Consider the following 22,140-nt stretch of genomic DNA (forward strand, 5'->3'; position numbering starts at 1 on the left):
CCCCCGGCACGGCCTTTCATGCATCTCTATGCGTCTTTATGTTCATGTAAGCCATCTTTTGCTTGACGACCAAACAAAAGTCTGCGAGCGTCGGCCCGAGATGGTCCGTGACCCACGTCACAAGCGCGGCTGCCTGCTGCCCACGCCCTGTTCACACGTTGTTCGCCTTCTGGAGGCTCCGGGATGTTCCTCACCACCTCGTCGCGACCGATCGTCCGGCGATCGTCCGTCGGCACCGCGTTGACCGCCGCCCTCGCGCTCGTCGGCAGTGTCCTGCTCGGCGTCGTCGCGGCCGCGCCCGCCCAGGCCCACGAGGGGCACGGGCACGTGCTGATCTTCACCGAGGACGCCGCCGGCGACTGGCATGACGCCGCCATCGCGCAGGCGACGCCGAAGGTGCAGGCCGCGCTCGAGGCCGAGGGCATGACGGTGGAGGTCGTGCACAAGGAGACGGCGGGGGGCTCGGAGGCGGTGTTCACCGACGAGGGCCTCGCGCCCTTCGACGCGATCCTCGTCTTCCAGGCCAACGGCGACCCCTGGAACGCCTCCGAGAAGGCGGCACTGGAGCGCTGGCAGGCGGCGGGCAACGGCATCGCGGCGGTGCACAACGCGCTCGACATGCGCGGCAACTACCCCTGGTGGGACAACATGGTGGGCTCGCTGATGCCCGGCCACGCGCCCACCGGCACCGACCCCGGCCCGTCCGGCGTGGTGCGCAACGAGGACACCACCCACCCGTCCACCGAGCACTTCGAGGGCACCGAGGACGTGACCCGCTGGACGCGCAACGACGAGTGGTACAACTTCAGCAACAACGTGCGCGGCACCGCCCACGTGCTCCAGTCCATGGACGAGTCCACCTACTCCGGCGGCACCATGGGCTACGACCACCCGATCACCTGGTGCAAGCCCTACGAGGGCGGCCGCTTCTGGGGCACCGCGCTGGGCCACTTCCCCTCCCACTACGACGAGCCCGACTTCATGGCCGAGCTCGTGGGCGGCGTGAAGTACGTCGCCGGCCTCGAGGAGGGCGACTGCGGCGGCACGGTGTGGAGCAACTACGAACGCATCCCGCTCGACCAGAACACCTCGGCCCCCTTCGCGATCGACGTCGCCGACGACGGCAAGGTCTTCTACACCGAGCTCGTCCGCGGCCAGCTGCGGATGTACGACCCGGAGTCGCAGGCCGTGACTACGGTCCTCAGCCTGCCGGTCTACTCCGGCGGTGAGGACGGTCTGCTCGGCGTGGCCCTCGACCCGGACTTCACGACCAACGGGCACGTCTTCCTCTACCGCTCCGCCGAGTCGCCCGACAACTCCGACCCCGACAACTTCGTCTCCACCGTCTCGCGCTTCACCTTCGAGAACGGGTCCGTCGACCCCGCCTCGGAGAAGGTGATCATCGAGATCCCCGCCCGTCGCCTGCCCGACGAGCCCGGCCACACCGGAGGCGGCCTCGACATCGACGACGACGGCAACCTCTTCATCGGCGTGGGTGACGACGTGAACCCGCACTCCGAGCCGTCCGGCGGCTACGCCCCCCTGTCCGAGCGCGCCGGCACCTTCCACGACGCCCGCGAGACCTCGGCCAACACCAACGACCTGCGCGGCAAGATCCTCCGCATCACGCCGGTCGACGAGCCGGGCGAGGAGCCGGGTGCCGGGTCGACCTACACGATCCCCGAGGGCAACCTGTTCCCGGAGGCCGAGGACGTCGACCGCGACAAGACCCTTCCCGAGATCTACGCGATGGGCTTCCGCAACCCGTTCCGCTTCTCCATCGACAGCGAGACCGGCTGGCTCAGCATGGCCGACTACTCGCCCGACAACGGCACCGACGCCCCCGCGACCCGCGGCCCGGCCGGCATCGCGGAGTGGAACCTCATCAAGAGCCCCGGCAACTACGGCTGGCCGCTCTGCATGGGCGGCAACCACCAGGGCACGAACCCCAACGGCGAGCCGTTCCGCGACGTCGACTACGGCAGCACGACGCCGCTCAACCCGCCCGTCGTGGGTGACTACTTCGACTGCGCCAACCCGGTCAACGACTCGGTGCGCAACACCGGCCTGACCAACCTGCCCCCGGCCCGCGCCGCGGACATGTACTACGGCTACCGCCGGTCCTCGGTCGGCGCGATCCCGCAGGGCGGCGGCCTGGCCCCGATGGGCGGCCCGATCTACCGCTACGACGAGGAGCTGGAGTCCGACACCAAGTTCCCCGCGTCCTACGACGGCAAGCCCTTCTTCTACGACTGGGCGCGCAACAAGATGTACAACATCCAGCTCAAGGACCCCGCCGCCGAGCAGGGCACCCAGGTGGAGAAGGTCAACCCGTTCCTCCCCGACGTGCCGTTCCTGGCGCCGATCGACTCCAAGTTCGGTCCCGATGGCTCGATGTACGTCCTGGACTGGGGCGGCGGCTACGGACGTGACAACCCCACGTCCGGCCTCTACCGCATCGACTACATCAGCGGCTCCCGCTCGCCGGTCGCACGCATCGACGCGACCCCCGACTCGGGCCAGGCTCCGCTGGAGGTCTCCTTCGACGGCTCCCGCTCCACCGACCCGGAGGAAGAGGCGCTGACCTACGCCTGGGACTTTGACGGCGACGGCACGACCGACGCCACCGGTGAGACCGCGACCCACACCTACCCGGAGGCGGGCGTGTTCAACGCCCGCCTGACCGTCACCGACCCGGCCGACAAGACCGGCACGACGACGGTGCCGATCACGGTCGGCAACACCCGGCCGGTGGTGGAGCTGGAGACCCCGCCCGACGGCGCGTTCTTCGACTTCGGCGACGAGATCAGCTGGGAGGTGCAGGTCACCGACCCCGAGGAGGGCGACGACGTCGACCCGCAGGCCGTCGAGGTTCAGCCGGCGCTGGGCCACGACGACCACGCCCACCCGCTGACCGCCACCCGCGGCCTCACCGGGAGCACCGTCACGACCATCGGTGGCCACGCGGCCGACGAGAACATCTTCTACGCCGTCGACGCCCGCTACACCGACACCGGTGGCGCGGACGGTGACAACCCGCTCATGGGCTCCGACACGTCGGTGATCTTCCCGAAGCTGCGGCAGGCGGAGTGGTTCGACGCCAAGTCGGACACCGCCACCCTCGCCCCCGGCCGCGACGCCGCGGGCGGCGGCCAGGTCGTGGTCGGCAAGGACGGCGCCTGGGTGAACTTCGAGCCAGTGAGCTTCCACCAGATCGACACCTTCAACCTGCGCGTACAGGCCGCTGCGGCCGGTGGCACCATCGAGCTGCGCGACGGCAGCCCGACCGGTGAGGTCATCGGCACGGCCGAGGTCCCGGCGACCGGGCAGCAGTTCCGCGACGTCGCGGTCGACGTGAGCGAGGTCGGCAGCGAGTCGATGGAGCTGTACCTGGTGTTCACCGGGTCCAGCGACATCAAGCTCAACTTCACCGAGGCGATCGGGCAGGGCATCTCCCCGACCGCCAAGCCGGTGGTCGCGATCACCGAGCCGGTCGACGGCGACAAGCTCGACCCGGGTGCGGAGGTGGCCGTGGCAGCCGACGCGACCGACGCCGACGGCTCGATCGCGAAGGTGGAGTTCTTCGCCGGGGACACCAAGATCAGCGAGGACGACACCGCGCCGTACACCGCGACGTGGACCGCTCCCGCCGAGGAGGGCCTCGTCGAGCTGACCGCGAAGGCGACCGACGACGACGGCAACGTGACCACCTCCCGCCTGGTGCAGGTGCAGGTCGGCGAGCTCTTCGGCGACCTCGTCCCCTTCAGCAACGTCGACGGCGAGTTCGAGCGACTCGGGGCCGGTGCGTTCCGGATCTCCGGCGCCGGCGCCAACGCCTGGCAGGGCACCGACCAGTACACGACCCTGTTCAAGCCCGGCGGCGGTGACGACTCCTACGACGCGATCGTGCGGGTCGACGCCAGCACGCTCAACCACAACTCCGGCAAGGCCGGCCTCATCATCCGCAACGACATGACGCAGCCCGGCACGTCGCCCGGCTACGCCATGCTCGCGTGGCGCCGGGCCGCCGGGATGGAGTTCCTGTCCGACCCCGACGGCAACGGCCAGCTCAACGCCTCGACCGCAGGCGGTGCGAGCACCGTGCCGAAGTGGCTCAAGCTGAGCCGCCGCGGCGCCGAGGTGTCGGCGTACTGGTCCAACGACGGCGACTCGTGGACCCAGGTCGGGACCACGGTGACCCTCACGGGCATCGCCGACACGCAGGACGTCGGCATGTTCATCATGGCCCACGAGTCCGCGGTCCGGACCGCCGACTTCTCGCAGTTCGCGATCGACACCGACCCGCAGGAGGAGGAGCCGGAGCCGGAGACCCCGAGCGAGCCCCTCACCTGCGTGACGGGTCCCGTCTCGGACGAGTTCGACTCGCCGGCGCTGCTGCCCAAGTGGGCGATGCGCAACGCGCCGGGCGCGCCGATCACCCAGGCCGGCGGCACCCTGCGCCTGCCCGTCACGTCCGGTGACATCAACGAGGCGAGCCCCGGCCCGGTGAGCTTCGCCGGCCAGCCGGTGCCTGCCGGCGACTGGACCGCGACCACGAAGATCACGCTCGACCACAGCTCGCACTGGCAGTGGGCCGGCCTGGTCGTGCACCAGTCGGACGACGAGTACAACAAGCTGGCCTTCGTCCGTCACCAGAACGGGACGCGCCTGGTGGAGTTCCAGTCCGAGACCAACGGCTCGCGCACCACGCCTGCCGCCCCGGTCGTGGCAGCGGACTTCCCGAGCACGATCCACCTGCGGCTCACCAACGTCGCAGGCAAGCTGAGCGGCGCCTACTCGGCCGACGGCGAGGCCTGGACCTCGCTCAACGGCACGCTCGACCTCAAGACCGGTTCGGGTGCGCGGATCGGCCTGATGGCGGCCGGTGACCTCGGTACGACGCCGCGGGTGGCGCAGGTCGACTGGTTCCGGGTGACCCCGGACCGGACGGCTGAGGCGGTCGAGGCCGACGACGAGTTCGACGGCCACGCGCTCGACGGCTGCCGCTGGGCGGAGTCAGTGCGCTACGACTCCACCACCGCGGCGGTGTCCGGCGGGCACCTGAAGATCGAGACGGAGCCGGGCGACATCAACGGCAACAACCCGGTCCAGCCGAGCAACTTCGTCCTCCAGGACGCGCCCGAGGGCGACTGGGTGGCCGAGACCAAGCTCAAGGCCCCGCTCAAGCACCGCTGGCAGCTGGCCGGTCTGCTGATGTACGGCGACGACGACAACTACGCGAAGGCGGACGTCGTGGCCTACAACGCGCCGGGCGCCGCGCTCGACCTGCGGGCAGAGCTCGCGGCGGAGAAGGGCGGCAGCGGCGTCGGAGGTGGCGACCAGATCGACATCGCCGACACCACCGAGAGTGGCTACTGGTGGGTGCAGGTGACGAAGGTCGGCACGAAGTACACCGCCGCGGTGAAGTCGACCGCCGGCGCGTCGTGGACGCCCATCGGTGACGGCATCACCTACGACGGACCACTCAACTCGCTGGGCATCATGGCGATCGGTCCCGAGCAGGACGAGCCGGCCACGGTCGAGTTCGACTACTTCCACCTCGACACCGAGGAGGAGCCGCCGGCCGACACGACCGCACCGGTCACCACCGCCGCCCAGGCCGTGGTCGAGGACGGTGTGCGGGTCACGCTGACCGCGACCGACGAGACCGACGGCTCCGGCGTCGCCTCCACCGAGTACCGCATCGACGAGGGGGAGTGGACCGACTACACGGCTCCGTTCACCATCAGCGAGCCCGGCACCCACACGGTCGAGTACCGCTCGACCGACGGGGCCGGCAACGAGGAGACGGTGAAGTCCGTCGAGGTCGTCGTCGAGGCCGCCGACGAGGACGCCCCGACCACGAGCATCACCTGGGACCCGGCCGAGGCGGACGGTGAGGAGGGCTGGTACGTCAGCGCTCCGAGCTTCACGCTCGAGGCGGAGGACGACGGCTCGGGTGTCGCGTCGACGGAGTACAAGATCGGCAACGGTGCGTGGACGACGTACGACGGTGAGGTGCAGGTCGACGGCGACGGCACACACGTCGTGGCCTACCGCTCGACCGACGAGGCCGGCAACGTCGAGGACGACCAGTCCTCGGAGGTCACGGTCGACACCGTGACCCCCGCGACCGGGGCGACCCAGGAGGAGGCCGGCGACGGCGTACGGGTCGTGCTCACGGCAAGCGACGCCACCTCCGGCGTGGCCGCGACGGAGTACCGCGTCGACGGTGGTGACTGGAAGGCGTACGCCGACCCGGTCGTCGTGACCGGAGCCGGTGAGCACACGGTCGGGTTCCGCTCCACCGACGTCGCGGGCAACGTGGAGGACGAGCAGTCCCTCACGATCACCGTCGACGGACCGTCCGCCGACACCACAGCCCCGGTGACCACCGTGCGGACCGACCCGACCGCGCCGGACGGCCGCGCGGGCTGGTTCACCACGGCCCCGAAGGTGACGCTCACCGCGACGGACGACGGGTCCGGGGTGGCACGCACCGAGTACCGCATCGGCAGCGGCGCGTGGACGGCGTACACCGCTCCGTTCACGATCACCGAGCAGGGCCGCCAGGTCCTCGAGGTGCGGTCGGTCGACAAGGCCGGCAACGTCGAGACGGCGCAGTCCGAGGAGCTCGCGGTCGACACCGTGCAGCCCGAGGCGCTCGTCGGAGGCATCCGGGAGCGCAGCTACCCGAGCCACAAGACGGCCTCGGTGAGCTGGACGGGCACGGACTCGACCTCGGGCGTCCGGAGCGTGCGGGCGATGCTCGACGGCGAGAGCGTCGAGCCGGGCGAGTGGCAGATGTGGACGCTGTCCACGGGTCGTCACGTCCTGACGGTCACCGCCACGGACGTGGCCGGCAACGCCAGCTCGCAGACCGTGGTCTTCACCGTCCGGGCGACCGGGAAGTCGGTCACCAGGGTCGTGAAGACGCTGGCTGCCGACGGTGAGGTCGGGCCCAGGCTCGCCACCAAGCTGCTGCAGGCCGACAAGGACGCTCGCAAGGCCGAGCGCTCCGGCGACCGGCGGGCAGCGAAGAAGGAGCTGAAGCAGCTGCGCAAGCTGGTCCGTCGCAAGCTCGACGGGGAGCTCCGCGCCGCCCTGCTCGCACAGGTGAAGGAGCGCCTGGCGAAGCGCTGAGCGAGCAGGTCCGGCACCGAGACTGGCCGGGCCCGGGGAGGGTGCCTCTTCCCCGGGTCCGGCTCTTCCATGTCCGGCCGTGCGTGCCTCCACAGGGGCTCCACCCCACACCTGTGGCCGCACACTGTGGTGCCCGCCCACACGGTGGCGCCGGTCACACCCCCGCTAGGGTCTGCGGCATGGACAAAGTGGTCTCTTCCGCGGCCGAGGCGGTCGCTGACATCCCGGACGGTGCGACCCTCGCGGTCGGTGGCTTCGGCCTCTCGGGCATCCCGTCGGTGCTGATCGACGCGATCCTCGAGGCGGGCACGACGGACCTCGAGGCGGTGTCGAACAACTGCGGTGTCGACGAGTGGGGCCTGGGCCGCCTGCTCTTCGCCAAGCGGATCCGTCGGATGATCTCCTCCTACGTGGGGGAGAACAAGGAGTTCGCCCGGCAGTACCTGCACGGCGAGCTCGAGGTCGAGCTGACCCCGCAGGGCACGCTGGCCGAGCGGATGCGCGCCGGCGGCTCGGGCATCCCGGGCTTCTACACCGCGACCGGCGTCGGCACGCAGGTCGCCGAGGGCGGTCTGCCGTGGAAGTACGACGACTCCGGCAACGTCATCGTCTCGTCGCCGCCGAAGGAGACCAAGGTGTTCTCCACCGCTGAGGGGGACAAGGAGTACGTCCTCGAGGAGGCCATCGTCGCCGACTTCGGGCTGGTGCGGGCCTGGAAGGGCGACCGCCACGGCAACCTGATCTACCGGCAGTCGGCGCGCAACTTCAACCCGCTGGCCGCGATGTGCGGGCGGGTGACGATCGCGGAGGTCGAGGAGCTCGTCGAGCCGGGCGAGCTCGATCCCAACGACATCCACACCCCCGGCGTCTACGTGCAGCGCGTGGTCGCGCTGACCCCGGAGCAGGCGGCGGACAAGAGGATCGAGCGCGTCACGACGCGGCCGCGACCGACCGACCCCGCTCCCGCGGAGGACTCGGCCACGCACGGACTGGGAGGCTGAGATGAGCTGGACGCGTGAGGAGATGGCCGCGCGGGCGGCCTCGGAGCTCAAGGACGGCTCCTACGTCAACCTCGGGATCGGGTTGCCGACCCTGGTGCCCAACTACGTCGCCGACGACGTGGAGCTGGTGCTGCAGTCGGAGAACGGCATCCTCGGCGTGGGTGCGTACCCCTTCGAGGGCGAGGAGGACCCCGACCTGATCAACGCGGGCAAGGAGACGGTGACGCTGCGCAAGGGCGCGTCGTTCTTCGACTCCGCGCAGTCGTTCGGGATGATCCGCGGCGGCAAGATCGACGCCGCGATCCTGGGTGCCATGCAGGTCTCCGCGGTCGGTGACATCGCGAACTGGATGATCCCCGGCAAGATGGTCAAGGGCATGGGCGGCGCGATGGACCTGGTCCACGGCGCCAAGCGGGTGATCGTGCTGATGGAGCACACCGCCAAGGACGGTTCGCTGAAGATCCTCGACGAGTGCGACCTGCCCTACACCGGCAAGCGCGTGGTGCAGCGGATCATCACCGACCTCGCGGTGATCGACGTCATCGACCCCGCGACCGGTGAGGTCGCCCCCTCCGGGACCCTCGGCGACCGCGCGCTCAGGCTGGTCGAGCTCGCCCCGGGCGTCACCGAGGACGAGGTACGGGAGAAGACGCAGCCGCCGCTGGTCTGAGGCGGACCGGGTGCCGGATGATGGCGGCATGGCGGTCGAGCAGGAACCAGAGGTCGAACGCACCTACGACGTCACCTCGGACCTGGCGCTGCCGCCGCTGGCTGGTGAGGGCCAGGTGGCGTCGACGACGACCGTGGTGCTCGCGCTGGAGGCGACCTACCACGACACGGCCGACCTGGCCCTCGCGCGCGGCGGCTTCACGCTGCGGCGACGTACGGGTGGTCGTGACGACGGGTGGCACCTCAAGCTCCCCCGTTCCGGGGACTCCCGCACCGAGCTGCACGTCCCCCTGGGTGCAGGGGACGAGGCCGTGCCCGGCGACCTGTTGGCACGGGTCCGCGCGCACGTCCGGGAGCGGACGCTCGCTCCTGTCGTGCGCATCAGCACGCACCGCACCGAGCACGCCCTGCGCGACGACGACCACACCGTGCTCGCCCTGGTCTGCGACGACAGGGTCCGGGCCGAGCAGCTCCTCGAGGACGGCGATGTCGTCGAGTGGCGCGAGTGGGAGGTCGAGCTGGCCGCGGGCGACGAGTCGCTCCTGGACCAGATGGAGGCACGCCTCCGCGCGGCGGGAGCGCAGTCGGCGTCCTCGACGTCGAAGCTCGCCCGAGCGCTGGACGGGCGTCTGCCGGGCCCGGAACGATCGCCGTCCGCCGCGTCGCTGCGAGACGGCACGGCAGCGGACGTCGTACGGGCCCACCTGGTCGAGCACGTCGGCGCGCTGCTGCGGGAGGACGGGCGGGTCCGGTCGGGCGAGGCGGACTCCGTCCACAAGATGCGCATCGCGGCGCGACGACTCCGGGCGGCCCTCCAGACCTGTGCGCCGCTGTTCGAGGACGGCGGGTACGTCGTCCTGTGTGACGACCTGCGGTGGCTCGGACGCGAGCTGAGCGCCGCCCGCGACGCCCAGGTGTTGCGTGAGCGGCTCCGCCGCCTCGTGGCGGAGGAGCCGTCGGAGCTCGTGATGGGACCGGTGGCGGTCTCGATCGACGACGCGCTGGGTGCCGCCGAGCGATCCGGGCGGGCGCGGGCACTCGAGGCGCTGGACGACCCTCGCTACCTCCGGATGCTCGACGCGCTCGACGCCTTCGTCCTCGACCTCCCGATGACGAGGGACGGAGGCGCGCCCGCGCGGGAGGTGCTGCCCCGACTCCTGCGCAGTGACGTCACGCGCCTGCGGCGCGCCGTCCGCGACGCACGTCAGGCGGAGGACGGGAAGGCGCGTGACGTCGCGCTGCACACGGCCCGCAAGAAGGCGAAGCGGCTGCGGTACGCCGCCGAGCTGGCCGTCCCGGCGCTGGGACGGCCGGCGGAAGAGCTGGCCTCCGCCGCCAAGGGTGTGCAGCAGGTCCTGGGCGAGCACCAGGACACGGTGATGTCGCGTGCGTTCCTGCGTGAGCTCGGAGCGCGCATGCACACCGACGGACTCAACGGTTTCAGCCTGGGGCGGCTGCACGCGGTCGAGCAGGCCCGCGCCGACGCCGCGACCCGTGACCTCGAGCAGGCCTGGTCGGCCGTGCAGGCTTCCGGGAGGCGCAAGCGCCTCAGGGGCTGAGCCCCTGGGTCCCGGCACCGGCCGACCAGTCGGGCAGCTGCTGGAGCGCCCAGCCGTTGCCGTCGGGGTCGGCAAAGAACACGAACCGGCCCCACTGGAGCTCGTCGACGTCGCTGACCTCGATGCCGCGCTCCACCAGCTCGGCGCGTACGGCGTCGGCGTCGGCGACGACCATCTGCAGGTTGTCGAGCGACCCCGGCTCGAGCTGCGTCAGGCCCTTGCCGATGGCGATCGAGCACGCCGACCCCGGTGGCGTGAGCTGGACGAACCGCACGTCGTCGCTGACCGCGTGGTCGTGGTCGACGACGAAGCCGACCTTCTCGTAGAACTCCTTGGCCCGGTCGACGTCCGTCACGGGCACCATCACCAGCTCGAGCTTCATGTCCATGCCTCGAGGCTAGGGCGACTTCAGGTCATCCGCTGGCCGCAATCGGGATGTCTGAGGACGTGACGGACGTGGATTCGGGTGATCGGCGACCGCCACGTCCTCAGATACCGGTCGTGCTTGCGTGGGGTGAGCCGGAACCGGTAGTCCTTGCGCGCACAGGACGTCGACATCGGGGGTGGCAGGTGGTGGGTGAGGCACTGGAGCGGCTGGAGTCGCACCTGCGGGACCGGGGAGCCGTGGTCGTCGCCCACGCCCGTCCGGGCCTGGCGCCGGGCCGGCTGCAGGAGGTCCTGCAGCCGCTCGGCCTCGACCCGAGCGAACCCTGCGGGAGTGGTTCGGCTGGCACGACGGTGCGGGCGAGCCGGGTCGTACGCCGTCGCGCGAGGTCGAGGCCGCACCGGGCTGTGAGCTGCTGTCCGCCGAGCTGCTCGCGGGCGAGTGCCGACAGGCCAGGGACGTCGCCCGGCAGCTCGGCGCCGACCCGGGTGTGCCCTGGACCGCCGAGCAGCTCTGGAGCTCGTCGTGGTTCCCGGTGCTGCGGCTGTCCGGGAAGGGCCTCGTCGCCCTGGACCTCGAGCCCGACACGGTCCACGTCGTGTGGTGGGACGCGCCGCCAGAGGACCGGCAGCGCGTCAGGTGGTCGAGCCCGGCCGACTTCGTCGAGCAGCTGGTGAGCCGGTACGACGAGGGGGCCTGGGTGGTGGGCGCCGACGGCCTGGTCGACGGCGACACGCTCGACTTCCCCTAGGCGCACAGGACGCAGCCGCCGCTGGTCTGGCCGAAGGTCCCGCCCCGGACGGGACCCGACGCTCTTCTCGCGGGCCGGTGCGCTCCGTAGCGTCAGCCCTCCGAGGCCGTTCGCGCGTGCGCGGCCACCTTCAGGGAGGAGCGGGCAATGCGCCTCTTCACCAGCGGACGCTACGCCGCGATCACATCCACGCTGGCGCTCGTCGTGGCATGCAGCGGCGCGTCCTACGCCGCCATCGTCGTGACCGGCGAGCAGATCAAGAACAACACGATCTCCACCAAGGACATCAAGGACAAGACGATCAAGGTCAGGGACATGTCCGGGGCCGCCAAGGAGGCACTGTCCGGCGACGTGGGTCCGGCAGGACCCGCTGGGTCGACGGGTCCCACGGGTCCCACGGGTCCCACGGGTCCCGCCGGGCCTGCCGGGCCTGCCGGCGGATCGTTCCCGTCGCGCGCGTACTCGCTGGCGGTCAACAACTCCACCTGGATGGTGCCCGGCTCCCCGCAGCAGGTGGCGTCCCTGTCGGTTCCGGCCGGGACCTACGCCGCCTTCGCCAAGGCCACGATCGGAACCAACGGCAGCGGTGGCGGGCACGTGCAGTGTGAGCTGGCCGCTGGGGGGCAGGTCGACCAGCAGCTGGTCACGAACGCCGGCCCCGGCTATGCGTACGAGTCGACGTCGACCCAGATCGTCTTCACCACCGACGCTCGGACGGACGTCACGCTGTCCTGCTTCGGGACGAGTGCCAACTACGTCAACATGCAGAGGATCACCGCGATCAGCGTCGCCTCGGCCGGCTGAGCACGACGCCGCGGTCCGCAGGCGGGATACCTGAGGACGTCCCGGTAGGTGATCGGGCCATCGCACCTACCACCACGTCCTCAGGTACCTGGCTGAGCGGCGGAGGCTCGGGTCCGCGTGGCCGCCAGCACACCCAGCACCGCGGCGACAGCGGCGAAGGTGAAGACCGTGAGGAACGGATCGAGGCCCTGCCGCTCCGCGGCGGCGAACGCGGCGCCTGCCACCGACAGGGCGAGGGCGGCGCCGAGGGAGTCGGCGACCGTGAGGGCGGAGGAGTTGAAGCCCCGGTCGCGGTCGGTCGACGCCTCGAGCATCGCCACCCCGGTGCGCGGGTAGGCGAATCCCATCCCGGCGCCGGCGAGGACGTACGCCGCTGCCGGCAGGACGGCGGACGGGCGCGCGCCGGCGTCGTGCAGCAGCACGGTGAGGGCGAGCGCCGCAAGGCCGGTGAGGACCAGGCCGGTGCCGACGACCATCGCGCGGGTGTGGGACACGCGCCGGCCTAGCCGGGACTGGACCTGGCTGGCGCTCGCCCACACGATGCCGACGCACGTCAGCGCGATGCCGGCGCGGCCGGGGGAGAGGCCCCAGTGCTCCTGCAGGACGTAGACGATGAAGGCCTCGGCGCAGAAGAACGTCGCGGCGAGCAGGCCGCGGGTGGCGATCACCGCGGGCAGGCCCCGGCGCAGGGTGCGGCTGCCGGCGGGGAGCAGGCGGCCGAGGGACACCCACACGACGGTCAGCGCGGCGAGGGCGCCGAGAGCAGCGATGCCCCGGGTGGAGCCGACCAGCTCGAGGACGAGGACCGCGACCGCGCCCAGCAGCGCCCACCACAGGCGTACGGCCGGCGTGGACACGCCCTCGGCGTGCGGCTCGAGGCCGCGCAGCGCCGGAGCGAGCAGCACCAGGGAGACCGCCACCAGCACGACGGTGCCGAGGAAGACCCAGCGCCACGACCAGACGTCCGCGACGAACGCCGCGAGCGCGGGGCCGAACAGCGCCGGAAGCACCCAGGCGGCGGCGAACGACGCGAAGACCGCGGGCCGCAACGTGTCGGGGAAGACGAGCCCCACGATCACGTAGAGGCCCACGATCATCGCGCCGGAGCCGAGGCCCTGCAGCACCCGACCGGCCAGCAGCACCTCCATCGACGGCGCGAGCCCGCACACCAGCAGCCCGGCCGAGAAGAGCGCCAGCGACGCCAGCAGCGGCACCACCGGACCCGTGCGGTCGCTCCACATGCCGGCGGCGACCATGCCGACGACGCCGCTGGCGAGCGGCGCGGCGAACGCGAGGGCGTAGAGGTCGAGGCCACCGAGGTCGCGCGCGACCGTCGGCATCACGGTGGTGACAGCCATCGCCTCGAAGGCCGCGAAGGCGATCAGGCCGAACATCGCGATCGTGGTCGCGGCGTAGGCCGGCGAGAGGATGCGCTCGCGCGGCTGGGTCGGAGTCGTGCGGGTGGTCACCGGCCCGACGGTAGGACCTCCAGTACACCTGAGGTCAATCGGAATAAGTGCGGTGCCGGAGACGCTGGGCCCACAGTGACTGCCCTCTCCGTGCTCGACCTCGTGCCCGTCCGCAGCGACCAGACCACCGGTGACGCGATCGCCGCGTCCCGCAGCCTGGCGCAGGTCGCCGACGAGCTCGGCTACCGCCGCTACTGGGTCGCGGAGCACCACAACATGCCGGCCGTGGCCGCCACCAACCCGCCGGTCCTGATCGCGATGCTGGCCTCGGCGACGGAGCGGATCCGCGTCGGGTCGGGCGGCGTGATGCTGCCCAACCACGCGCCGCTGGTGGTGGCCGAGCAGTTCGCGCTGCTCGAGGCCGCGTTCCCCGGTCGCATCGACCTCGGCATCGGCCGCGCGCCCGGCACCGACCCGCTCACGAGGTACGTGCTGCGCGGCGGCAGCGCCGAGTCGGCCGACGAGGCGGTGGCGAAGTTCCCCGAATACGTCGAGGACATCCGCACCCTGATGACGACCGAGGGTGTCGAGCTGCAGGTCGGCCCGCGTCGCCAGCCGCTGCGGGCCACGCCGTCGGCCCGCACCCTGGCCGACATGTGGCTGCTCGGCTCGAGCGACTACTCCGCCCGCCTGGCCGCCGAGAAGGGCCTGCCCTACGTCTTCGCGCACCACTTCTCGGGCGAGGGGACCGGCGTCGCCCTCGACCTCTACCGCTCGTCCTACCGCCCGTCGCCGGAGTACCCCGAGCCGCGGACCTTCCTCACCGTCAACGCCGTCGTCGCCGAGACCGAGGAGGAGGCGCGGCGACGCGCGCTGCCCAACGTGCATCAGATGATCGCGCTGCGCACCGGCGCTCCGCTCCACCCGCAGCGACTCGTCGAGGAGGCCGAGTCGGTCGAGATGACCGCCGACCAGCGCTCCTTCGGCGACGCCATGGCCCGGCGCTGGATCGTCGGCTCGCCCGAGCAGGCGCGGGCCCGCATCGAGGAGCTCGCCGCCGAGCACGGCGTCGACGAGGTGATGGTGCACCCGGTGGCGGGCGCCGCGTCCGGGACCGACGTACGCACCTCGCCCGCGCGCGAGGAGACGCTGCGCCTGCTCGCCGCCTGACCGGTCAGTGGCGTTCCTCGAGCCCGACCGCGTCGCGGAGGTCCTCCGCCGCCTCCCGGAGGTCGGGGTCGTCCGCCGCGCGTGAGTCCATCAGCGCGGCGAGGGCCTCGGCGATCACGTTGAGCTTCTCCTGCATGGCCTCGGTGTTGCGGCGGCCGGCGTTCTCCAGCAGCACCAGCAGCAGCAGCGAGAGCACCGCGCCGAAGGTGTGGATGGCCAGCTCCCACTTGGTGGTCGACTTCCACAGCGGGTAGCTCGCGGCCCAGATGACGACGATCGCCACGACGACGGCGAAGAACGGCGCCCGGCTGATCACCTTCGTCGACAGCTCGACGAACCGCTCGAAGGGGTCGAGCCCCTCCTTCTTCCTGCGGCTCTCGGCCGCATCGGTGCGCTGCTCCATGAGCGGAATCTAGTGCCGCGACGTGGTCGGGGTCCTCACCCCTGACGGCCGAGTCCGGCGTCTCGGGCTCGGATGATGACGTCGGCGCGGTCGGTGGCCTGCAGCTTGGCCAGGATGCTGGTGATGTTGTTGCGGATCGTCTTGGGGGAGAGGAACAGCTCCTGCGCGATCTGGCCGTTCGAGCGACCGGCCGCGATGAGGTCGAGCACCTCGGTCTCGCGCTCGGTCAGCTCGGGGAAGGGCCGCTCGGGCCGGGCGCTGGGGGCGAGCACCTCCGCGATGCGGGCCGCGAGCGAGGCGCCGAAGACGACGCCCCCGGCATGCACCGTGGAGACCGCGCGGACGATCTCGTCCTGCTCGGCGCCCTTGCGGAGGTAGCCCCGCGCCCCGGCGCGCAGCGCGGACAGCACCGTGCCGTCGTCCTCGCCCATGGTCAGCACCAGCACCCCGACCTCCGGGTGGGCCGCCGCCACCGCCCGGGTGGCGTCGATGCCGTTCATCACCGGCATCTGCACGTCCATGATCACGACGTCCGGCCGGTGTTCGTCGACGAGCGCGACGGCCTCCGCGCCGTCGGACGCGCGGGCGACCACGTCGATCCCGGGCAGCGGGTCGAGCAGCGAGGCGAGGCCGTCGCGGAAGACGGGGTGGTCGTCGGCGATCAGCAACCGCACCGGCGTCGTCGGCTGGGTCGGCGGCTGGGTCATCGGGCGCTCCTCACGGGCTCGGCGGGGGGACTGGTCCGGGTGGCGGTGCCGTACGGCAGCACCGCACGGACGGTGGTGCCGCCGGACTCCGGGCACAGCACCTCGCAGCGGCCGCCGAGCTCCTCGGCGCGCTCGCGCAGCGACAGCAGGCCGACACCGGCGGTGACGTCGGGACCGATGCCGCGGCCGTCGTCCGCGACGGTGACGGTCAGCGCGCACCCGTCGCCCGTGAGGCGTACGTCGACGTGGCGGGCGTCGGCGTGCTTCACCACGTTGGCCAGCGCCTCCGACACGATCCGGTAGGCCGCGACCTCGACGGCCGCGGGCAGTCCCGTCACGTCCGCGGCCGACACGTCCAGGTCGACCTCGGACCGCACCCGCTCGGCCTGCTGGCGCACCGCGGCCTCCAGCCCCAGGTCGTCGAGCGCGGGTGGGCGCAGGTCGTGCACGAGGCGGCGTACGTCGTCGAGGGCGTCGCTCACCTCGCTGCGGGCGAGCCCCACCAGCTCGCGGGCGCGCCCGGGGTCGGTGTCGATGGCGTTGCCGGCGGCCTGGAGTCGCAGCGCGACCCCACCCAGCACCGGGCCGAGGCCGTCGTGCAGGTCGCGGCGGATCCGGCGGCGGTCGTCCTCGCGGCCGAGCACGAGCCGCTCGCGGCTGGTCTGGAGCTCGGCCGCGAGCAGGCCGGCGCGGATGGCGACCGCCGCCTGCCGCACGAGGTCGACCAGCAGGCCCTGGTCGCGCCGCGACAGCATCGAGCGGTAGCCCTGGGCGGGCAGCACGAGCCGGCCGACGCGCTCGTCCTGGTAGGCGATGTCGATCTCCTGGACCTCCGCGGGTGGGGTGCCGTGCGAGGCGGACAGCAGGCCGCCGTCGGGGGTGAGGACTTCGACGCGGACGTGACGGACCTTGAACGTGTCCGCCACCGCGGATGCGAGCGCGGGGAGCTGCTCGTCGACGGTCCCGATGGTCTCCAGCCGGGCCGCGAGCGCGGAAACCGCGCCGTACCGGTCGCTGCGCCGACCGAGCAGCACGCGGTGGACGAGCCCGCCGAGCCAGGCGCGGAGCGGCCCGTAGACGACGACGGCCAGCACCAGCACGACGAGCGTGACGTCGCGCTGGTCGAGCCGGTCGCCCAGCAGGGCGGTGCCGGCCGCCAGCACGGCGAGGTCGACGGCGACCACGATCGCCGCCACGACGGCGGTGGTGAGGGTCCAGGCGACGAGGGCGTCGACGTCGCCCAGCCCGGGTCGCAGCAGACCGATCGTCACCGAGACCGCGAGCGCCGCGACGGCCAGGTCGAGCAGGATCGAGGTGACGGCCCCGCCGACGGAGAGGGTGACGGCCGCCAGGACCATCAGCACGCACATGATGCCGGCCCACAGCAGCCACCTCAGCTGCGTGCGCTCCGTCGCCGGCGCCTGCCGGTGCCGCGCCCACACCAGCCCGACCGCGGCGACGATCGAACCGAGCGTCACGACCTGGGTGACGCGGAGCATCGCCTCGGCGGCGGCATCGGACCACGGGAAGGCGACGAGCTCGGTCGAGCCCACCGGCTCGCCGGCGGCGAGCACCACGGAGTCGGGAGCCAGCTGCAGCGCGACCGGCAGTGCGAGCGAGGCGCCGACGACGACCATCGCGGCGATCCGCCAGCGGCCGGGGAGCAGGCGTCCCGTGGGGTAGAGGAGCAGGAGCGCGACGAGGCCCGTCAGCAGCAGTGCTCCCAGCCGCGCGACGAACCAGTAGGCGAAGTCGGTGCCCGGGAGGTCGTGGGCGAGGCTGTAGGAGATCCAGCCGTCGAGCGCTCCGTCGATGGTCCACACCAGGGCGACCACGCCGAGGATCCGGCCCACGGTGTCGCGCGGCCGCGCGAGCAGCACCACGACGGAGGCCGCGGCGAGCAGGAGGCCCGGCAGCGCCGTCGGCGTTGCCAGACCGGTCGAGGCGGCGGCCCGCTCGGCGTCGGTGGTGCTGAGGTCGAGCCACACCGCGGTGACGACCGCGGCGAGTGCGACCGCCGCCACCGCGACGGGCTCGAGGAGTCTGCTCACGCGAGCAGTATCACCGCGCAGGGGTCCCGTCGTCAGGGGACTGCTGTCCCTCCTCGACGGGACACCACGAGGGGACCGGCGACGGGACCGCTCTCCCTGGGGGCCGGGTCGTCGGGACGGCGACAGTTCCGGTGTGCCGCAGACCGCGGCTCCCGCACATCACCTCGACAGGAGTCACCACCGTGACGATCCAGCACTCTCCCGCTCCCGCTCGTTCCGACGTCACCACCCCGGCGCCGACCGGCACGAGCCGCCGCCCGTACGCCGTCCACGGCCGGGTGCTCGCCGCCGGTGCCTTCGCTTGGGCGGCGACCATGGCCGTTGTCGGCATCGACCCGCAGGGCCATGGCGAAGAGGTGGCGTTCTCGCTGTCCTCGGGCCTCTTCCAGGTCGGTCTGCTCTTCCTGCTGCGGACCCTGTGGCGCACCAAGGCCCTCGGCGAGGGACGGGTCGCGCGTGCCGTCCTCCGCGTCGAGGCCGTCGCCGTCGGTCTGGCCATCTGCTCCACGGCGAGCGACGGGCTGGGGCTGACCGACTTCGACAAGGTCGGCTTCGTCATCCTCGACGCCTTCTGGCCGCTGTCGATGCTGGGCATGTTCCTCATCGGCATCCGGATCGCGATCGCCGGCCGCTGGACGGGCGTCACGCGCTTCTGGCCGATGGTCGCCGAGAGCTGGGCGGTCGTCACGGTCCCCACACTCGTGCTGCTCGGCGACTCGGTGGCTCACGTCGTGGCCGTCGTCCACCTGCTCGTCGGCTACACCGTCCTCGGCGTGCTGGTCAGCCGCAAGACCGACTGACGACCCCCACCAGAAGGCCCCGGACCCCTCCCCCGAGGAGGTCCGGGGCCCTCGTCGTGCGCTCGCGTCGTGATCAGTCGAGCGCGAGACCGGCAGCCGGCGTCACGCGCGCGGCGCGTCGGGCGGGTACGACGCACGCGGCCAGGCCGGCGACGGCGGCGACCGCCGCGACGGCCCCGACCTGCCAGACCGGGACGGTGAAGGCAGCGTCCTCGACGACCGAGGACACCATCACCTGCACCCCGACCCACGCGAACACCAGCCCGATGGCGGTGCCCATCAGCGCCGCCACCGACGACAGCAGCAGCCCCTCGGCCGCCATCGCCCGTCCGAGCTGCCGGCGCGTCAGGCCCATCGCCCGGAGCAGGGCGTTCTCCCGGGCCCGTTCCAGCACGGAGAGGCCGAGGGTGTTGGCGATCCCGACCAGCGCGATCACGATCGCGACGGCCAGCAACCCGACCACCGCGCCGGTGAGGATGTCGAGCTGGAGGTAGACCCAGCTCCGGTTGCTGTGTCCGCCGTCGAGCTCCGCGCCGGCCGCCCCGGCCAGCGCCGCCAGGTCGCCTGCCAGGTCCTCGGCGTCGGCACCGTCGCTCGCCCGGGCCCACACCGCCATGGGCCGCGGGTCCTGCTCGAGCGACGCGAGGGTCGCGGTGGACACGAGGCCCGCCCGTCCCCACCCGCTCCCGGTCTCCACCTCCATGAGGTGCTCCCGGCCGCCCACCGTCACGGCCACCTCGCCGTCGTCCCACACGCGCTCGGCCACCCGGGCCGGCAGGTCCTCGACGACCTCGTAGGGCAGCAGCAGCACCCCGTCGTCGGGCTCGAGGTGGGCGGGCCCGCGCGCGACCCCCTGCCCACCGGCCGACCCGAGGAGCGGCAGGTCGAACGTCCCGATCCTCGCCGGGGCACCGTCCAGCCCGGTCGCCCCGGCGACTCCGGTCGTGGCGGCCACGCGGTCGACGAGGCCACCGTCCAGGGGCTCGGCACCCGCCGTGACGGTGACGTCGAGCGGGTAGGACCGGTCCATGTCGGTGTCGATCGCGGTGCGCGAGGACGCCAGCCCGGTCAGGACGGCCGTGGTCAGGGTGACCCCGACGAGCAGCGACGCCGCGGTGGTCGCCGTACGCCGCGGGTTGCGCACGGCGTTGCCGGTGGCCAGCCGCCGGACCGGACCGGCGCCCGGGAGCCCGCCGACGAGGCGGACGAGACGCGGCACCAGCACAGGCCCCAGCAGCAGCACGCCGACGAAGGACACGATGCCGCCGGCCAGCATCGCCGGCACCGAGCTCGCGGCGACCGCGACGCCGAGCAGCGCGACCCCCGCCGTGATCGCCAGTGCCGCAAGGGCCAGGCGCCAGCGTCCGGCCGCGGACCGTACGTCGACCCCGGTGTCGGGGCGCAGCGCAGCCAGGGGTGGGACCCGGGTCGCGGTGCGGGTCGGCAGCCAGGCGGCGCCGAGCGTGACCAGGGTGCCGACCGCGAACGCCGTACCGGTCCACACCGGGTCGAGCGCAGCCGCTCCCATGTCGGTGAACCAGTGCCGCACGACGGCCACCAGCCCGACCCCGGCGACGGCGCCGACGGCGACGCCGAGCGTGGCGGCCGCCAGGCCGAGTGCCAGCGCCTCGAGCCGGATCGCGCGGCGCAGCTGGCGGCGGGTGACGCCGACGCAGCGCAGCAGCGCGAAGTCGCGCATCCGCTGGGCGAAGAGGATGGCGAAGGTGTTGGTGATGACCAGCACGCCGACGAAGAGGGCGATCACCACGAAGAGCAGCGCCATGATCGCGATGACGTCCACGCCGCGGGAGATCTCCGCCTGCCGGGCAGCGACCCAGTCTGCGGCCGTCTCGACGGTCGCGCCGCGGGCGACGTTGCCGGCCTGCTCCTCGGTGCCGCCCCACGCCACGGCGTCGACCCAGAGGGTGTCCTCGAAGCGGCGCAGGTCGTCCCACGGCACGTAGAGCGCGGCGCCCATCGCCGCCGGGCTGTCGACGAGGCCGACCACCTCGACGTCGGTGGCAGCGGGCCCGCTGCCGATCCGGACGACGTCGCCGAGGGCGACGCCGCTGCTCTTCGCGCGGTTGACGTCGGCCAGCGCCTCGCCCGCGGCGGTGGGGAAGCGGCCGTCCTCGAGCTCCTGCCACTGCAGGCGCGGATCGAGGGAGGCCTCGGCGACGTCCACCGACTGCGCGAGCTGGACGCCGTCGCGGCTGACCGGCTCCATGGCGTAGCCGAGCGTCAGTGCCGGGAGTCCCTCGTCGGCGGCTGCGTCGACGAGGCGCTCGACGTCGCGGGGAGCGTCCGGCGTGACGACGAGGTCGACAGCGCGGACGGGTGCGCCGGCGTCGGCGGTCAACCCGGACCGGGTTGCCCCGGTGAGCATGCCGATGACGACGATGAAGGCCACGCCGATGACGACGGCCACCGACGCGGCGACGTACCGGCGGGTGTGGTGGCGCATCGACGCCAGGAGCACGGTGCGCATCAGGCGCTCCGCCCGCGCAGCGCGGCGACGAGCTCGTCCTGGCCGGGGTCGGTGAGGTGGGCGGTGACCGCGCCGTCGTGGATCACCACCACGTCGTCGGCGTACGCCGCCGCGGCGAGCTCGTGGGTCACCATGACCACCGTCATGCCGAGCTCGCGCACCGAGCTGCGCAGGTGGCCGAGCACCTCGGCGCTGGCCTCGCTGTCGAGGTTGCCGGTCGGCTCGTCCGCGAAGACGATGTCGGGCTGCGTGACCAGGGCGCGGGCGATCGCGACGCGCTGCTGCTGCCCGCCGGACAGCTGGCTGGGCAGGTGGCCGACGCGGTCGGCGAGGCCGAGCACGCCGACCACCTGGTCGTAGCGCTCCCGGTCGACCGCGCGACCGGCGAGCTCGAGCGGGAGCACGATGTTCTGGCCGGCGGTGAGCATCGGCAGCAGGTTGAAGGCCTGGAAGACGAAGCCGATGTGCTCGCGGCGGAAGATCGTCAGGGCGGTGTCGTCGAGGCCGGCGAGGTCGCGCCCGGCCACGGTGACCGCGCCGGAGGTGGCGGCGTCGAGTCCGGCCAGGCAGTGCATCAGGGTGGACTTCCCGGAGCCGCTCGGCCCCATGATCGCGGTGAAGCGCCCGGCCGGGAGGTCGAGGTCGACGCCGCGCAGGGCGTGCACGGCGTTGTCGCCCGCTCCGTAGGTGCGGGTCAGGCCGCGGGCGCTGGCGGCGGTGCGGGTCTTCTGTGCTGTCGTCGTCATGGGGACAACGCTCGTCGAGCGCGGCCTCCGGGGCGTCGGCCCGCGGCACGGACC

The 22,140-nt window shown here is 72.5% G+C and carries 15 protein-coding genes; 8 read left to right on the forward strand and 7 right to left on the reverse strand.

Features of this window, described 5'->3' with window-relative positions; all coding sequences use genetic code 11:
* Positions 1-183 precede the first annotated feature (183 nt).
* From HOO61_RS05880 to HOO61_RS05895, 4 genes are all read left to right on the forward strand, one after another.
* Complete coding sequence (locus HOO61_RS05880; protein ID WP_172257679.1) at positions 184-7,143, forward strand: ThuA domain-containing protein; 6,960 nt, start codon at positions 184-186, stop codon at positions 7,141-7,143.
* Positions 7,144-7,322: 179 nt separating this feature from the next.
* The gene (locus HOO61_RS05885; protein ID WP_172257680.1) at positions 7,323-8,144 is read left to right on the forward strand and encodes a CoA transferase subunit A; all 822 of its coding nucleotides are present in this window, start codon (positions 7,323-7,325) and stop codon (positions 8,142-8,144) included.
* A 1-nt stretch (position 8,145) separates the two neighbouring features.
* Complete coding sequence (locus HOO61_RS05890) at positions 8,146-8,814, forward strand: 3-oxoacid CoA-transferase subunit B (RefSeq protein ID WP_172257681.1); 669 nt, start codon at positions 8,146-8,148, stop codon at positions 8,812-8,814.
* A 28-nt stretch (positions 8,815-8,842) separates the two neighbouring features.
* Entirely contained in the window at positions 8,843-10,372 is a 1,530-nt protein-coding gene (locus HOO61_RS05895; RefSeq protein WP_172257682.1) for a CYTH and CHAD domain-containing protein, read from the forward strand.
* Here the strand turns inward: HOO61_RS05895 and HOO61_RS05900 are convergent.
* Positions 10,362-10,760, reverse strand: a complete 399-nt coding sequence (locus HOO61_RS05900; RefSeq protein ID WP_172257683.1) for a VOC family protein — start codon at positions 10,758-10,760, stop codon at positions 10,362-10,364. The genes HOO61_RS05895 and HOO61_RS05900 overlap by 11 nt on opposite strands.
* A gap of 487 nt (positions 10,761-11,247) precedes the next feature.
* Here HOO61_RS05900 and HOO61_RS05905 point away from each other — a divergent pair, with 487 nt between their 5' ends.
* Both HOO61_RS05905 and HOO61_RS05910 read left to right on the forward strand, forming a co-directional pair.
* Entirely contained in the window at positions 11,248-11,508 is a 261-nt protein-coding gene (locus HOO61_RS05905; protein WP_172257684.1) for a hypothetical protein, read from the forward strand.
* 147 nt (positions 11,509-11,655) lie between these two features.
* Positions 11,656-12,312, forward strand: a complete 657-nt coding sequence (locus tag HOO61_RS05910) for a hypothetical protein (RefSeq protein ID WP_172257685.1) — start codon at positions 11,656-11,658, stop codon at positions 12,310-12,312.
* 80 nt (positions 12,313-12,392) lie between these two features.
* Here HOO61_RS05910 and HOO61_RS05915 read toward each other — a convergent pair whose 3' ends face one another.
* Positions 12,393-13,781 carry an MFS transporter gene (locus HOO61_RS05915; RefSeq protein WP_172257686.1) on the reverse strand — a complete coding sequence of 463 codons (1,389 nt, stop codon included), beginning with the start codon at positions 13,779-13,781 and terminating at the stop codon, positions 12,393-12,395.
* Between the two features lie 75 nt (positions 13,782-13,856).
* Between HOO61_RS05915 and HOO61_RS05920 the strand changes: the two genes are divergently transcribed.
* Entirely contained in the window at positions 13,857-14,891 is a 1,035-nt protein-coding gene (locus HOO61_RS05920) for an LLM class flavin-dependent oxidoreductase (RefSeq protein WP_172257687.1), read from the forward strand.
* Between the two features lie 4 nt (positions 14,892-14,895).
* On the opposite strand, the gene HOO61_RS05925 is transcribed toward HOO61_RS05920, so the two are convergent.
* The 3 genes from HOO61_RS05925 to HOO61_RS24795 are packed head-to-tail and all read right to left on the reverse strand — an operon-like array spanning position 14,896 to position 18,052.
* Entirely contained in the window at positions 14,896-15,294 is a 399-nt protein-coding gene (locus HOO61_RS05925; RefSeq protein WP_172257688.1) for a low affinity iron permease family protein, read from the reverse strand.
* A gap of 35 nt (positions 15,295-15,329) precedes the next feature.
* Positions 15,330-16,001, reverse strand: a complete 672-nt coding sequence (locus HOO61_RS05930; protein WP_172257689.1) for a response regulator transcription factor — start codon at positions 15,999-16,001, stop codon at positions 15,330-15,332.
* A complete protein-coding gene (locus HOO61_RS24795; protein WP_172257690.1) occupies positions 15,998-18,052 on the reverse strand; it encodes a sensor histidine kinase in 2,055 nt (684 codons plus the stop codon). Before HOO61_RS24795 ends, HOO61_RS05930 begins: the two co-directional genes overlap by 4 nt.
* Before the next feature lie 182 nt (positions 18,053-18,234).
* Here HOO61_RS24795 and HOO61_RS05940 point away from each other — a divergent pair, with 182 nt between their 5' ends.
* Complete coding sequence (locus tag HOO61_RS05940) at positions 18,235-18,852, forward strand: hypothetical protein (RefSeq protein ID WP_172257691.1); 618 nt, start codon at positions 18,235-18,237, stop codon at positions 18,850-18,852.
* A 73-nt stretch (positions 18,853-18,925) separates the two neighbouring features.
* Here the strand turns inward: HOO61_RS05940 and HOO61_RS05945 are convergent, their stop codons facing one another.
* The gene (locus HOO61_RS05945) at positions 18,926-21,340 is read right to left on the reverse strand and encodes an FtsX-like permease family protein (protein WP_172257692.1); all 2,415 of its coding nucleotides are present in this window, start codon (positions 21,338-21,340) and stop codon (positions 18,926-18,928) included.
* On the reverse strand, positions 21,340-22,086 hold the full coding sequence (locus HOO61_RS05950) for an ABC transporter ATP-binding protein (RefSeq protein WP_172257693.1): 747 nt from the start codon (positions 22,084-22,086) through the stop codon (positions 21,340-21,342). Before HOO61_RS05950 ends, HOO61_RS05945 begins: the two co-directional genes overlap by 1 nt.
* Between the last annotated feature and the right edge of the window lie 54 nt (positions 22,087-22,140).

The organism is Nocardioides sp. zg-1230, from assembly GCF_013155335.1.
Classification (GTDB): Bacteria; Actinomycetota; Actinomycetes; order Propionibacteriales; family Nocardioidaceae; genus Nocardioides.

Coding starts and splice junctions, on each gene's coding strand:
- HOO61_RS05880 (WP_172257679.1), top strand. CDS start 184: ATGTTCCTCACCACCTCGTCGCGACCGATCGTCCGGCGATCGTCCGTC.
- HOO61_RS05930 (WP_172257689.1), bottom strand. CDS start 16,001: ATGACCCAGCCGCCGACCCAGCCGACGACGCCGGTGCGGTTGCTGATC.
- HOO61_RS05885 (WP_172257680.1), top strand. CDS start 7,323: ATGGACAAAGTGGTCTCTTCCGCGGCCGAGGCGGTCGCTGACATCCCG.
- HOO61_RS05890 (WP_172257681.1), top strand. CDS start 8,146: ATGAGCTGGACGCGTGAGGAGATGGCCGCGCGGGCGGCCTCGGAGCTC.
- HOO61_RS05925 (WP_172257688.1), bottom strand. CDS start 15,294: ATGGAGCAGCGCACCGATGCGGCCGAGAGCCGCAGGAAGAAGGAGGGG.
- HOO61_RS05900 (WP_172257683.1), bottom strand. CDS start 10,760: ATGGACATGAAGCTCGAGCTGGTGATGGTGCCCGTGACGGACGTCGAC.
- HOO61_RS05950 (WP_172257693.1), bottom strand. CDS start 22,086: ATGACGACGACAGCACAGAAGACCCGCACCGCCGCCAGCGCCCGCGGC.
- HOO61_RS05910 (WP_172257685.1), top strand. CDS start 11,656: ATGCGCCTCTTCACCAGCGGACGCTACGCCGCGATCACATCCACGCTG.
- HOO61_RS05945 (WP_172257692.1), bottom strand. CDS start 21,340: ATGCGCACCGTGCTCCTGGCGTCGATGCGCCACCACACCCGCCGGTAC.
- HOO61_RS05895 (WP_172257682.1), top strand. CDS start 8,843: ATGGCGGTCGAGCAGGAACCAGAGGTCGAACGCACCTACGACGTCACC.